At 62.3% G+C, this 12674-nt stretch carries 14 protein-coding genes; 5 read left to right on the top strand and 9 right to left on the bottom strand.

The window, feature by feature from the left end:
* Positions 1-311: 311 nt before the first annotated feature.
* Both CAF76_RS04900 and CAF76_RS04895 read right to left on the bottom strand, forming a co-directional pair.
* On the bottom strand, positions 312-1508 hold the full coding sequence (locus CAF76_RS04900) for a class I SAM-dependent rRNA methyltransferase (RefSeq protein WP_039767907.1): 1197 nt from the start codon (positions 1506-1508) through the stop codon (positions 312-314).
* Between the two features lie 83 nt (positions 1509-1591).
* Positions 1592-2131, bottom strand: coding sequence for a type 1 glutamine amidotransferase domain-containing protein (locus tag CAF76_RS04895; protein ID WP_064600129.1), 540 nt, complete (start codon positions 2129-2131; stop codon positions 1592-1594).
* 227 nt (positions 2132-2358) lie between these two features.
* Here CAF76_RS04895 and CAF76_RS04890 point away from each other — a divergent pair, with 227 nt between their 5' ends.
* The 3 genes from CAF76_RS04890 (at position 2359) to CAF76_RS04880 (ending at position 4406) form a co-directional block, all read left to right on the top strand.
* A complete protein-coding gene (locus tag CAF76_RS04890) occupies positions 2359-3171 on the top strand; it encodes an HDOD domain-containing protein (protein WP_178076163.1) in 813 nt (270 codons plus the stop codon).
* A 29-nt stretch (positions 3172-3200) separates the two neighbouring features.
* Positions 3201-4013: a bifunctional DNA-formamidopyrimidine glycosylase/DNA-(apurinic or apyrimidinic site) lyase gene (mutM, locus tag CAF76_RS04885; RefSeq protein WP_064600123.1), complete on the top strand. Its 813-nt coding sequence runs from the start codon at positions 3201-3203 to the stop codon at positions 4011-4013.
* A gap of 69 nt (positions 4014-4082) precedes the next feature.
* Positions 4083-4406, top strand: a complete 324-nt coding sequence (locus tag CAF76_RS04880) for a hypothetical protein (protein WP_007953415.1) — start codon at positions 4083-4085, stop codon at positions 4404-4406.
* A 132-nt stretch (positions 4407-4538) separates the two neighbouring features.
* On the opposite strand, the gene CAF76_RS04875 is transcribed toward CAF76_RS04880, so the two are convergent.
* From CAF76_RS04875 to CAF76_RS04855, 5 genes are all read right to left on the bottom strand, one after another.
* Positions 4539-4790, bottom strand: coding sequence for a YfhL family 4Fe-4S dicluster ferredoxin (locus CAF76_RS04875; protein ID WP_003195146.1), 252 nt, complete (start codon positions 4788-4790; stop codon positions 4539-4541).
* A 102-nt stretch (positions 4791-4892) separates the two neighbouring features.
* Positions 4893-5372, bottom strand: a complete 480-nt coding sequence (coaD, locus tag CAF76_RS04870) for a pantetheine-phosphate adenylyltransferase (protein WP_007953414.1) — start codon at positions 5370-5372, stop codon at positions 4893-4895.
* A 115-nt stretch (positions 5373-5487) separates the two neighbouring features.
* On the bottom strand, positions 5488-7083 hold the full coding sequence (locus CAF76_RS04865) for a GMC family oxidoreductase (protein ID WP_085646986.1): 1596 nt from the start codon (positions 7081-7083) through the stop codon (positions 5488-5490).
* A gap of 42 nt (positions 7084-7125) precedes the next feature.
* The gene (locus CAF76_RS04860; protein ID WP_085646985.1) at positions 7126-7671 is read right to left on the bottom strand and encodes a twin-arginine translocation pathway signal protein; all 546 of its coding nucleotides are present in this window, start codon (positions 7669-7671) and stop codon (positions 7126-7128) included.
* 24 nt (positions 7672-7695) lie between these two features.
* Positions 7696-9126 (bottom strand): coniferyl aldehyde dehydrogenase, encoded by a 1431-nt coding sequence (locus CAF76_RS04855; RefSeq protein WP_085646984.1) that lies wholly within the window; start codon positions 9124-9126, stop codon positions 7696-7698.
* Positions 9127-9272: 146 nt separating this feature from the next.
* On the opposite strand from CAF76_RS04855, the gene CAF76_RS04850 reads away from it, so the two are divergent.
* Positions 9273-9944 carry a TetR/AcrR family transcriptional regulator gene (locus tag CAF76_RS04850; protein ID WP_039767914.1) on the top strand — a complete coding sequence of 224 codons (672 nt, stop codon included), beginning with the start codon at positions 9273-9275 and terminating at the stop codon, positions 9942-9944.
* 28 nt (positions 9945-9972) lie between these two features.
* On the top strand, positions 9973-10827 hold the full coding sequence (locus CAF76_RS04845; protein WP_085646983.1) for a sulfurtransferase: 855 nt from the start codon (positions 9973-9975) through the stop codon (positions 10825-10827).
* Positions 10828-10831: 4 nt separating this feature from the next.
* On the opposite strand, the gene CAF76_RS04840 is transcribed toward CAF76_RS04845, so the two are convergent.
* The gene (locus CAF76_RS04840; protein ID WP_085611989.1) at positions 10832-11662 is read right to left on the bottom strand and encodes an AraC family transcriptional regulator; all 831 of its coding nucleotides are present in this window, start codon (positions 11660-11662) and stop codon (positions 10832-10834) included.
* 4 nt (positions 11663-11666) lie between these two features.
* Positions 11667-12662: a hydrolase gene (locus CAF76_RS04835; protein ID WP_085646982.1), complete on the bottom strand. Its 996-nt coding sequence runs from the start codon at positions 12660-12662 to the stop codon at positions 11667-11669.
* Positions 12663-12674 lie beyond the last annotated feature (12 nt).

The following is a 12674-nucleotide window of genomic DNA, read 5'->3' as shown; positions in this document are numbered from 1 at the left end:
AATTGCTTTCATGATTGAACTCCTTGTTCATTGGTGCTTCGTGGTTAGTTTGTGTCACCTCCTTGGTGACGACTTAATAATAGTTTGTAATGGGTTAATCGCAAGCAAATATTAAGTAGGAATATTCCAGTAATTCTGTCGGAGTGATCTTTGGATGGGAGTGAGTTTGTAAGTTAAATTTCAGTAAATAAAGTATTCGCGGAAATATCCTGCACGTCGCCAGGACGATAAATGTAGGAAAGGAAAGTTAAAGACAAAAAGAAGGGGAGCCTCTGGGCTCCCCTTTCGACAGCGTCAGTGCCGTGTGTCTGTCAGCTGTTAGGCAGCAGGCGGCAGGTGATGCTCTTGATGTAGCGGGTTTCCGGAATGGCCGGGTGTACCGGGTGATCCGGGCCCTGGCCGCCACGCTCCAGCAGCTGGATGTTGCGGTCCAGGTGACGGGCGCTGGTCAGCAGGATGTTCTGCAAGTCGTCTTCCGGCAGGTGCATCGAGCACGAAGCACTGAACAGGATGCCGTCCTTGTTGAGCAGGCGCATGGCTTGCTCGTTCAGGCGACGGTAGGCGCCTTCACCGTTTTTCAGGTCTTTCTTGCGCTTGATGAACGCAGGCGGGTCGGCAACGATCACGTCGAAGCGCTCTTCGCTGGCCTTGAGTTCCTTGAGGGCTTCGAAGACGTCGCCTTCGATGCAGGTCATCTTGTCGGCAAAGCCGTTCAGTGCAGCGTTGCGCTCAACGCCATCGAGGGCGAAGCCCGAAGCGTCGACGCAGAACACTTCGCTGGCGCCGAACGCGGCCGCCTGCACACCCCAGCCACCGATGTAGCTGTACAGGTCCAGCACGCGCTTGCCCTTGGCGTAAGGGGCCAGGCGTGCGCGGTTCATGCGGTGATCGTAGAACCAGCCGGTTTTCTGACCCTGAACCACCGGCGCTTCGAATTTCACGCCGTTCTCTTCCAGCGCCACCCACTCCGGTACCACGCCGAAGACGGTTTCGGTGTAACGCTCGAGGCCTTCGGCATCGCGGGCGGCGGAGTCGTTCTTGAACAGGATGCCGCTTGGCTTGAGTACTTGGGTCAGCGCCGCGATCACGTCATCTTTATGGGCTTCCATGGTCGCGGAGGCGAGTTGCACCACGAGGATGTCGCCGAAACGGTCGACCACCAGACCCGGCAGCAGGTCTGAATCGCCGTAGACCAGACGATAGAACGGCTTGTCGAACAGGCGCTCGCGCAGCGACAGGGCCACGTTCAGGCGATGCACCAGCAGCGACTTGTCCAGCGGCAGCTTGATGTCGCGTGACAGCAGGCGGGCGCAGATCAGGTTGTTCGGGCTCATGGCGACAATGCCCAGCGGCTTGCCGCCGGCGGCTTCGAGGATCGCCTGGTCGCCGGCCTTGAAGCCGTGCAACGGGGTTGCGGCCACGTCGATTTCATTGCTGTAGATCCACAGGTGACCGGCGCGCAGGCGACGGTCGGCGTTGGCTTTGAGGCGCAAGCTAGGCAGGGACATGACGTCGCTCCGGAAAAAAGAGCGGGAGTATACCGTGTTGCGCCTTATGCCGGGTTTGGCGTGCGATGAAACGCGCCGGAGCCCTACGCCGACAGCGCGTCGATCAGTGCGTCGCTGAACGCCGGAATATCGTCCGGTTGGCGACTGCTGATCAGGTTGCCGTCCTTGACCACCTCCTGATCGACCCAGTTTGCCCCCGCGTTGACCAGATCGTCCTTGACCGTCTTGTAGCTGGTCATGGTCTTGCCATTGACCAGTCCTGCCGAAATCAGCAGCCAGCTGCCATGGCAGATCACCGCGATCGGTTTGCCGGCGGAGGTGCCGGTCTTGACCAGGTGCTGGGCGTCCTGGTCGATGCGGATGGTGTCAGAGTTCTGCACACCGCCGGGAAGCACCACGGCGTCGTATTGTTCGATGCTTGCGCCCTGGAAGGTCTGGTCGACCTTGAAGTCGTCTGCAGGTTTATCGTGGTTCCAGCCTTTGACGCTGCCGGCTTCGGCGGAGAGGATGTCAACCTGCGCTCCCGCCTGCTCCAGTGCCTGTTTGGGGCCAGTCAGTTCAACCTGCTCGAAACCGTCGGTTACGAGAAAAGCGACGCGCTTGCCGCTGAGAGAAGTAGCCATCGTTAAGCTCCTGAGTCTGTTGGAATTACTGCCCTATACAGATGGAGAACTGCTCCGGGCACTACAGATTCCGAAGGCTGGTGGAAAGTGAAAGTTCCTGCGAATTGCCCACTGGTGTGTCGTGCGTCGGTTTTTAGAGGTTAGAATCGCCGCCTGTCCCAGAGTGTGTACTTATGTCCCAAGAGCTGACCACCGAACAGATTCAACAGTCCCTGCAAGGCATCAGTGTGCCCGCGCAGCCGCAGATCATGGTGGATCTGCAAATGGAGCAGTACATGCCCGACCCGGATCTGGAGACGATCGCCAAGCTGATCTCCCAGGATCCCGGCCTGTCCGGCTCGCTGCTGAAAATCGTCAATTCGCCCTATTACGGCCTGAGCAACAAGATCACTTCGATCAAGCGCGCGGTGAACCTGTTGGGCAGCCGTTCGATCATCAATCTGATCAACGCGATGTCGATCAAGGGTGAAATGAACGACGACACTATCGTCACCCTCAACCGTTTCTGGGACACCGCCCAGGACGTGGCCATGACCTGCCTGACCCTGGCCAAGCGTGTCGGCACCGAGGCGAGCGACGAGGCTTACGCCTTGGGCCTGTTCCATGACTGCGGCGTTCCGCTGATGCTTCAGCGTTTCCCGGATTACATGGCGACGCTCGAAACGGCTTACGCCAACGCGGGTGCCGAGCGCCGGATTGTGGACACCGAGAACGACGTCTACAACACCAATCACTCGGTGGTCGGCTACTACACCGCCAAGTCCTGGCGCCTGCCGGAGCATGTCAGCGCGGCCATCGCCAATCACCACAACGCGCTGGCGATCTTCAGCGACGAGACCTCGCGCAACAGTCAGATGAAAAACCTGCTGGCGATCCTCAAAATGGCCGAGCACATCTGCGCGTCGTACCGGGTTTTGGGTAACCAGACCGAAGACTTCGAATGGCAGGCGGTCGGGCCGCTGGTGCTCGAATACATCGGCCTCTCGGATTACGACTTTGAAACGTTGAAGCAGACCATCCGCGAACTTGGCGCGCACTGATTTAAAAAGACCCTTGATTCGAGACACTCATGCCTGAATTGCCGGAAGTCGAAACCACCCGCCGCGGTATTGCCCCGCACCTGGAAGGCCAGCGTGTCAGCCGGGTGATCGTGCGTGACCGGCGGCTGCGCTGGCCGATTCCCGACGACCTCGATGTGCGCCTGTCCGGGCAGCGCATCGTGCTGGTCGAGCGGCGCGCCAAGTATCTGTTGATCAACGCCGAAGTCGGCACCTTGATCAGCCATCTGGGCATGTCGGGCAATTTGCGGCTGGTTGAGGTCGGGATGCCGGCGGCCAAGCATGAGCATGTCGATATCGAACTGGAGTCGGGCCTGGCCCTGCGCTACACCGATCCACGGCGCTTCGGGGCGATGCTCTGGAGCAACGATCCGCTCAATCACGAATTGCTGATCCGTCTGGGTCCGGAGCCGTTGACTGATCTGTTCGATGGCGAGCGGCTGTATCAGCTGTCGCGCGGGCGGTCGATGGCGGTCAAGCCGTTCATCATGGACAACGCGGTGGTGGTGGGGGTCGGCAATATCTACGCGACCGAAGCGCTGTTCGCCGCCGGCATCGATCCGCGCCGCGAAGCCAAGGGCATTTCCCGGGCGCGCTACCTGAAGCTGGCGATCGAGATCAAACGCATCCTCGCTGCCGCCATCGAGCGTGGCGGCACCACGTTGCGCGACTTCATCGGTGGCGACGGGCAGCCGGGGTATTTCCAGCAGGAGCTGTTTGTCTACGGTCGCGGTGGCGAGCACTGCAAGGTCTGTGGCACGGGCCTGCGGGAAATCAAGCTCGGCCAGCGCGCCAGCGTCTGGTGTCCGCGCTGCCAGAGCTGAGCAGGGCATCCGAAAAAGTCCTACGGTCTATAGTGAGATGTCTCACTGTTCAGCCCGAAGGATCGTGCCATGAAGTCCTTGCAAACCCTCATCGTCGCACTGCTGCTGTGCTTCAGTCTGACCGTTCAGGCCACGGAAGGCGGCAGCGGTGATCCGCGTTACGCCATCCAGAATCCACCGGCTTACGCCATGCTCGGCGACCTGCTGATTGCCCGACCATTGCTGGTGGTGGCGACGGTGATCGGCGCCGGGGCGTTTGTCGTGTCGTTGCCGTTCACCGCGCTGGGTGGCGGAATTGGCGATGCGGGAGAGGCGCTGGTGGTGGCGCCGGCGAAAGCGGCGTTCGTGCGATGCCTGGGTTGCACAGGGGAAGGATTCGAGCAGCGCGAGTGAGCTGATCCGCTTTTTGCGGTGTTGCCGATGGCCCTTTCGCGAGCAGGTCGAGTCGTCGCACCGTCGCTACCACAGTGGAATGCATTTCAAATGTGGGAGCGAGCCTGCTCGCGAAGGAGAGCGCTGAAGGACTCAGGCCTTGCCGGTGATCTTGCGGTACTTCTCCATCAACTGTTCTTCAGTCTCCGGATGGGCTTCGTCCAGTGGAATGCAATCCACCGGGCAGACCTGCTGGCACTGCGGCTCGTCGTAGTGGCCGACGCACTGGGTGCACAGGTTCGGGTCGATCACGTAGATCTCTTCGCCCTGGGAGATGGCGGCGTTCGGGCACTCGGGTTCGCAGACGTCGCAGTTGATGCAATCGTCGGTGATGATCAGGGACATGCTAACTCCAGCCGGGGCGGGGAGCCCGGGCGCTATGAATCAATGCGCGCAATTGTGCCGCATTGGCGCCCGTAGTGCACGCGGGCGCCGTTTGAACGGTCGTTACTTCTTGAAGCGCAGGGTCAGGGCCTCGGCCACCGCCGGGTGGACGAACTTGCTGATATCGCCGCCCAGGGCCGCGATTTCCCGCACCAGGGTCGAGGAAATGAACGAATAACGTTCGGACGGGGTGAGAAACAGGCTCTCCACATCCGGGGCCAACTGACGGTTCATGTTGGCCAGCTGGAATTCGTATTCGAAGTCCGATACCGCGCGCAGGCCACGCAGGAACACGTTGGCGTTCTGCTCTTTGGCGAAATGCGCCAGCAGCGTCGAGAAGCCGACCACTTCCACGTTCGGCAGGTGTTTGGTGACCTCGCGGGCCAGCTCGACCCGTTGTTCCAGCGGGAACAGCGGATTCTTCTTGGGGCTGGCGGCGACGGCGATGATCACATGGTCGAACAGGCGCGAGGCGCGTTCGACCAGATCGCCATGGCCCTTGGTAATAGGGTCGAAGGTACCTGGGTACAACACTCGGTTCATCGCGTCGTCCTGGCGGGAATCCGTTGGGGAGTCGGATGGTATCGCAGCCGTCCCGGTCGGGAAAGTCGCCTGTTGGATAAGAAAGCACTATAGACGAGCGGAATTTTCGTCTTTTTCACGGGTTTCTCAGCCGTTCGCCGAGGGATGTCGCCAGTTGCGCCGTCAGACCGTACACCGACAACTGCGGGTTGGCGCCGATGCTGGTGGGGAACAGCGAGCCGTCGTGAATCGACAGATTGCGCAGTTGATGATGGCGGCCGAGGCTGTCGGTGACCGTGCTTTTCGGGTCTTCGCCCATTGCGCATCCGCCCATGACGTGGGCGCTGCCCAGGCGGGTGCGATACAACTCCAGACTCAGGCTGTCGATCAACGAGCGGGCCTCGGCCAGGCTGTTCACGTAGCGCGCATCGGCGTGCATCGGCATCACCGCTTTGGCGCCGCCGGCGAACTGGATCTCGGCCATGCTGTGGAAGGATCGGCGCAAGCCTTCCCAGGTGTAAGGCGACACCTGATAGTCGAGCACTGGCGAGCCGTCACCGCGCAGCTCGACGCTGCCGCCCGGGCTGTCCGGGTGAAAACCGTCACGCAGCAAGGCCAGCATCGCGTGGGTGTGCGGCAGGTCCGCCATGTGTTGCGCGCTTTCCTGACCGAACCCGCCGAGCAACGTGGCGGCCAGCGCCGGGTGCAGCGGCGGCACTTCGAGTTTGTAGGCCATCGGGCCGGTGGTGCCGTCCTTCCACTGGAAATGATCCGAGTAGATCGATTGCGGCGCGCCGTAGAACGGGTTGATCACCTCGTCGAAACGCCCGGCGGACATGTTCACCAAATGCAGGAAGGTGCGCTTGCCCAGCCGTTTGTGCGGATCCGGTGCATCCGAACGCATCAGCAGCGCCGGGCTGTTGATCCCGCCGCCGGCCAGCACGTAGTGGCGTGCCTTGACGGTAATGGCGTGCCCAGTCGGCTCGACGCAACGTTCGTCCATCGCCACGCATTGCAGGCCGATGACCTTGTCGCCACTGATCAAAAGCTTTTCGGCCCGGGCCAGATAGAGCAGTTCGCCACCCTTTTCCAGGGTCGCCGGAATGGTCGTGACCATCATCGATTGCTTGGCGTTGGTCGGGCAGCCCATGCCGCAGTAGCCCAGATTCCAGCAGCCGCGTACGTTGCGCGGGATCACGTGCCAGCTGTAGCCGAGTTGTTCGCAGCCTTTGCGGATCACGTCGTTGTTGGCGTTGGGCGGCACCATCCACGGGGCGACCCCGAGTCGCTGCTCCATTTTTTCGAACCACGGCGCCATGTCGGCGGGGCTGTGGCCTTTGACGTTGTGCTCTTTGGCCCAGTGTTCGAGGGTCGGCTCGGGCGTGCGAAAACTCGATGTCCAGTTGATCAGCGTGGTGCCGCCGACCGCGCGGCCCTGAAGGATGGTGATCGCGCCGTCCTTGCTCATGCGGCCGATGCCTTCCTGGTAGAGGCTGCTGTAGGCCTGGTCTTCCAGCAGTTTGAAATCGCTGCTGGTCTTGAGCGGGCCTTCTTCGATCAGCAGCACTTTATAGCCGGCGGCGCTGAGGATTTCCGCCGTGGTGCCGCCGCCGGCGCCGCTGCCGATGATGGCGACATCAGCTTCCAGGGTCAGGTCATCGCTGAGTTGCGCGCCGTTGTAGGTTTTCCAGCCACGGGCGAGGCCTTCGCGAAACGGGTCGGGTACGGGCATCGATCAGGTTCTCTTATTATTGTTTTGCGTGGGTCGCCAGGCTCAAACGGCGGGCGGGCCGGGGTAACCGCAATGGGCCCAGGATTCGGCGCGGGTGTACCAGGCCATCATCACCATTTGCAGCAATGAGCTGTGGCCCATGCGCAGCAGGCTCAGCGAGCTGTTTTCCCAGCGTTCGAGGAAGTGGCGGATCGCCTCGGGGCTGGCGTTTTCCCAACTGCCCCAGATCCCGGTCAATGGTCCGCGCGTCACCGCCATGCCCAGCACGTCGAACAGTTGCCGGGTGAGCTTGAGCATTTCCGGCGACAGGTGATCGAGGCTGTAGTCCAGCGACTTCAGCGTTCCATCGACCGCGGCGGGCATCTTTTCCACAGCAACGGCGCCATCCAGCATCACTGGAATCAACGCACGCAGAAACAGCAGATCAGCGCTGCGCAGCGTGGCGAACCCGTTGGCTGAAACGCTCGACGAACAGCCGCTGAGGCTGGCGCCAAGGCCGGCGGTTGCGAGGAAAGCCGTGGCGCCGAGGCTGAATTTCAGCAGGCCACGGCGCGACAGGGCAGGTGTTTCGGTCAGGCTTGGGTGCATTGTTGTTATTACCCGGCGGTGACGTTAGCGAATGAACAGTTTCTGGATCAGTTTCTGAATGGATTTGCCGTAGGGCGGGTAGATCAGCTTCGCCGCGTTGAAGCGTTGTTTGACCAGCACACCCTTGGCCTTGCTGAACGTCAGAAAACCTTCGTGACCGTGGTAATGCCCCATGCCTGACGGGCCGATGCCGCCGAACGGCATGTCGTCCTGCGCCACGTGCAGCAGCGTGTCATTGAGGCAGACGCCACCGGAATGGGTTTCGCTGAGCACGCGCTTCTGTTCGTGTTTGTCGTAGCCGAAGTAGTAAAGAGCCAGAGGACGTGGCCGCTGATTGATGTAAGCAAATGCCTGATCCAGATCCTGATAGGGCACGATCGGCAGCAACGGGCCGAAGATCTCGTCCTGCATGACCGTCATCTCGTCGCTGACATTCAGCAGCAGGCTGTGCGGCATGCGTCGGCCCTGGCCTTGGTCGAACAGCGGAATCAGCAGCGCGCCCTTGCTGGTGGCGTCGCTGAGGTAGCTGTTGAGCCGCGCCAGTTGGCGCTCGTTGATGATGGCGGTGTAGTCCGGGTTGTCGGCGAGTGTCGGATAAAACCCGCGCACGGCCTGGCGATAGGCTTCGACGAAACCGCCGATGCGCTCTTCCGGCACCAGCACGTAGTCCGGGGCCACGCAGGTCTGGCCGGCGTTGAGGGTCTTGCCGAAAGCGATGCGCTCGGCGGCGTCCTTGAGCGGCACGTCGCGGGAGACGATGGCCGGGGACTTGCCGCCCAGCTCCAGGGTCACCGGCGTCAGGTTCTCTGCCGCTGCGCGCATCACGTGCCTGCCGACGCTGGTGGAGCCGGTGAACAGCAGGTGGTCGAAGCGCATTTTCGAAAACGCCACGCCGACATCGGCCTCGCCGAGCACCACGCACACCAGATCCTCGGGGAAGATCCGCGCCAGCAGTTCCTTGAGCAGCAGGCCGGTGGCAGGGGTCGATTCGCTGAGCTTGAGCATCACCCGATTGCCGGCCGCAAGGGCGCCGGTCAGCGGGCCGATGGCCAGGAACAGCGGGTAGTTCCACGGCACGATGACGCCCACCACGCCCAGCGGCTGGTACACGACTTTCGCCGACGCGGGCTGGAAAGCAACGCCGACTTTGCGTTTTGAAGGTTTCATCCACTGGCTGATGTGCCGACTGGCGTAGTGAATGCCGTGCAGGCTCGGCATCAGCTCGGCGAGCAGGGTTTCATCGGCGCTGCGGTGGCTGAAGTCGGAGCTGATGGCGTCGATCAAGGCCTGCCGCTCGCTGCTCAGCAAATCGCGCAGGGCCTTGAGCCATTGCTGGCGCTGGGCCGCAGGCGGCATCGGGTTGGCGGCGTAGGCGGCACGCTGCGCGTCAAACAGCCGGTTGAGCTCTTCCAGCGGCTGTTGCAGCGTTTGCAGGTAGGCAATATCGGCAGTCATCGGCGGCTCCGGAGTTGTTGTTGTGAGGAGCTTTTTAGAGTCCATACTCTAGAAAGTCAAATGGCTTCCTTGCGCATCCTGGTTTTATCCCGTTCCGGTTAGGCCGTAAGATGCCCCCCAACGCACTCTGAATTAAAGCTCAAGCCATGGCCCCACGGATCAAAACCAGCGAGCGCATCGTGCAGAACAGCCTCGAGCTGTTCAATCAGCAGGGCGAGCGCAGCATCAGCACCAATCACATCGCCGCCCACATGGAGATATCTCCGGGCAATCTGTACTACCACTTCCCCAACAAGCAGGCGATCATCGCCGTGCTGTTCAGTGAGTACGAAAGCCTGGTGGACAGCTTCCTGCGTCCGCCTCAGGGCCGTGCCGCGACGGTCGAAGACAAGCGCTTCTATCTCAAGGAGCTGCTGTCGGCGATGTGGCGCTACCGTTTCCTGCACCGCGATCTCGAGCATCTGCTCGACAGCGATCCTGAGCTGGCCGGGCGCTACCGGCGCTTCTCCCAGCGCTGCGTGATCCAGGGCGCGGCGATCTATGAAGGGTTCGTTGCCGCCGGCATCCTGAAAATGGATCGGGTGCAGATCGAATCCTTGACTCTCAACGCGTGGATCATCCTCACCTCATGGGTGCGCTTCCTGTGCACGACCCGGGAGAATTCCAACTACCTCAGCGAACAGGCCATCAAACGTGGCGTGTATCAGGTGCTGGTGCTGGAAGCAGGGTTCGTCACCGAGCAGGCCCGCGATGAGGTCAACGCCTTGTTCGAAGAGTTCTACGTGCCGCTGGCCCAGGCCCTCGAAGAGAGACCGTAAGCCCATTTCCTCACTGGAGTCGTTCGCTATGCCGATTGCGCAACTGATCAGCCCGACCGCACTGGATGCCCGCAAGGCGCAACCGGGGCTGGTGATTCTCGATTGCCGCTTTGCCCTCGAAGACCCGGATTACGGCCAGCGCAGCTACGCCGAGGGGCACATTGCCGGGGCACATTTCGCCGATCTTGAACGCGACCTCAGCGGCCCGGTGATCAAGGGCGTGACCGGTCGCCATCCCCTGCCGGAGCCGGCGGCGCTGATCGAACGCCTGCAAGCGTTCGGCATCAATAACGACAGCGACGTGGTTCTGTATGACGACGGCCCGGGCGCCTATGCGGCGCGGGCCTGGTGGTTGCTGGCGTGGCTGGGCAAGCGTGACGGCGTGTTCATTCTCGATGGCGGGCTCAAGGCCTGGCATGCGGCGGGGCTGCCGTTGAGTCTCGATCCACCGTCAGCGGCACGGGGCCACTTCAGCGGCAAGCCGGACATGCGCCTGCTGCTCAGCGCCGAGCAATTGCAGCAACGCCTCGGCCAGCCGGCCCTGACCCTGCTCGATGCCCGCGCCTTGCCGCGCTTCAAGGGCGAAGTGGAGCCGATCGACCCGATCGCCGGGCACATTCCCGGCGCGCAATGCGCGGCGTTTACCGACAACCTGGGCAGCGACGGGCGTTTCCTGCCGGCCGATCAGCTCAAGCAGCGTTTCGCCGCGAAACTCGGCGGGCGCTCGCCGAACGATCTGGTGGCTTACTGCGGCTCCGGGGTGACGGCGTGTCACAACCTGTTTGCCCTGTGTCTGGCGGGTTATCCATTGGGTTCGCTGTATGCCGGATCGTGGAGCGAGTGGATCAACGAGCCTTCGCGCGGTATCGCCACCGGCGAGTAAACGCTCAGCGATCCAGCCGCGCACTGCGATAGGCCGCCGGCCCCACGCCGTATACCTGTTTGAACTGGCGGCTCAGATGGCTCTGGTCGGCAAATCCCAGCTGCGTGGCGACTTCCACCGGCAGGCAGCCGCTCTGCAACAAGCCGCGCGCGCAGGCAATTCGCTGCTGCATCAGCCAGCTGTGCGGCGGCATGCCGGTGGCGCGGCGGAACACCCGGGCGAAGTGGAAGGGCGAGAGGTTCACGGCCGCCGCCAGTTCTTCCAGCGAGGGTGGCGCCGCCAGTTGCGCGTGCAGCAACTCCTTGGCCATCGCCACTGCGCGGTGCTCCTTGCCGGGGTTGCCGCTGATCTGCACCGCCGCGTGACGCTGCAACAGCAACATCATCATCTCGCGCCACACCGTTTGCTGTTGCAGTGCGGTGGCGGGGCTTTCGAGCAAGCGGTGCAACTGACAGAACCCGTTGACCAGGTCCGGATCGCGATACAGCGTCGCACCGAAGGCCGGCATCGGTGCGGTCGGCAGTTCCAGTTCATTCAAGAGCGCGACGATCTGCCCGGTGTCGGGATAAAACGCCCGGTACAGCCAGCCGTCCTCGGTGCCCTTGTGGCCGTTATGCACTTCGTCCGGATTGATCAGCACCAGCGTGCCGCTGCCCGCCAGGTGTTCGGCGCCTCGATAACGGTAGCGCTGGGCGCCGGCCATGATCATGCCGATCACATAACCGTCGTGGACGTGCGGGGCGAAACGATGCTCGATGTAGCGCGCGGTCAACAGCTCGACCCCGGCCAGGGGCGCGGCTTGCCAGAAACGGATCGACTCGCCCTGATCGCTCATGACCTCATCGCCCCGCGTCGGCCAGCCACTGCGGAATCCGTCGTTCCAGGTAATAACCCGGCTGACGGAGCGTGCCGTCGACGAAGCCGACATGCCCGCCCTTGTTCTGCAATTCGAACTGCGTCGTGGCCGACAGCTCAGTGGCCTGCGGCAGGCTGTGGGGAAACACGAACGGGTCGTCCGCTGCCTGAATGATCAGGGTCGGCGTGCGGATCTCGCCGAGAAAATAGCGGCTCGACGCTCGGCGATAGTAATCCTCGGCATCGGCAAAACCGTGCAGTGGCGCGGTCACCCGGCCATCGAAATCCCAGAAGGTGCGCATGTTTTCCAGCGAGCCGAGGGCGGCCAGTGCGGCGAGACCATCCTCGCGCCCGTCATGCTGGAACTGACGCTGCTTGTTCTTGATGTAGGCCACCATCTCGCGCATGAAGTGCGCCTGATAGACCTTCGAGAAGCCCTGACCAATGCGGTCGGCACACTGATCGAGGCGAAACGGCACCGACACCGCCACCGCACCGAGCACGCCGCTGGCGCTGCCGGTTTCCCCCAGGTGCTTGAGCAGCACGTTACCGCCAAGGGAGTAGCCGACCGCATACAGCGGCGCCAGTGGCCGCTTGGCTTTCAGATGGCGGAGGGTTTCGGCGAGGTCTTCGCTGGCCCCGGAGTGGTAGCTGCGCGGCAGCAGGTTCGGCTCGCCGGAGCAGCCGCGCCAGTTCAGCGCGACACTGGCCCAGCCTTGCGCGGCGAGCGCTGCCTGGATTCCGGCGACGTAGGGGGAGTTGGAAGAACCGGTCAGCCCGTGCAGCACCAGTACCAGTGGCGCTTCAGCGCTGTGCGGGCCATACCAGTCGAGGTCGAGGAAATCGCCGTCGTCCAGCCACAGCCGTTCGCGCTGGCGATCAAGGTGCACGGTTTTACGCCACAGCGGCCCCCACAAGGTTTGCAGGTGCGGATTGCCGAGGCCGAAGGCGGGGATGAACGGTTTTGACGAAGGGGACACGATTGCTCTCGA

Origin of the sequence: Pseudomonas sp. B40(2017) (assembly GCF_002112855.1) — a bacterium.
Lineage (GTDB): Bacteria > Pseudomonadota > Gammaproteobacteria > Pseudomonadales > Pseudomonadaceae > Aquipseudomonas > Aquipseudomonas pharyngis.
The sequence above is the reverse complement of the archived record's forward strand: the minus strand, read 5'-3'. Positions and strand labels throughout refer to the sequence as shown.

Coding starts and splice junctions, on each gene's coding strand:
- CAF76_RS04900 (WP_039767907.1), bottom strand. CDS start 1,508: ATGTCCCTGCCTAGCTTGCGCCTCAAAGCCAACGCCGACCGTCGCCTG.
- CAF76_RS04895 (WP_064600129.1), bottom strand. CDS start 2,131: ATGGCTACTTCTCTCAGCGGCAAGCGCGTCGCTTTTCTCGTAACCGAC.
- mutM (WP_064600123.1), top strand. CDS start 3,201: ATGCCTGAATTGCCGGAAGTCGAAACCACCCGCCGCGGTATTGCCCCG.
- CAF76_RS04880 (WP_007953415.1), top strand. CDS start 4,083: ATGAAGTCCTTGCAAACCCTCATCGTCGCACTGCTGCTGTGCTTCAGT.
- CAF76_RS04875 (WP_003195146.1), bottom strand. CDS start 4,790: ATGTCCCTGATCATCACCGACGATTGCATCAACTGCGACGTCTGCGAA.
- coaD (WP_007953414.1), bottom strand. CDS start 5,372: ATGAACCGAGTGTTGTACCCAGGTACCTTCGACCCTATTACCAAGGGC.
- CAF76_RS04865 (WP_085646986.1), bottom strand. CDS start 7,083: ATGCCCGTACCCGACCCGTTTCGCGAAGGCCTCGCCCGTGGCTGGAAA.
- CAF76_RS04860 (WP_085646985.1), bottom strand. CDS start 7,671: ATGCACCCAAGCCTGACCGAAACACCTGCCCTGTCGCGCCGTGGCCTG.
- CAF76_RS04855 (WP_085646984.1), bottom strand. CDS start 9,126: ATGACTGCCGATATTGCCTACCTGCAAACGCTGCAACAGCCGCTGGAA.
- CAF76_RS04850 (WP_039767914.1), top strand. CDS start 9,273: ATGGCCCCACGGATCAAAACCAGCGAGCGCATCGTGCAGAACAGCCTC.
- CAF76_RS04845 (WP_085646983.1), top strand. CDS start 9,973: ATGCCGATTGCGCAACTGATCAGCCCGACCGCACTGGATGCCCGCAAG.
- CAF76_RS04840 (WP_085611989.1), bottom strand. CDS start 11,662: ATGAGCGATCAGGGCGAGTCGATCCGTTTCTGGCAAGCCGCGCCCCTG.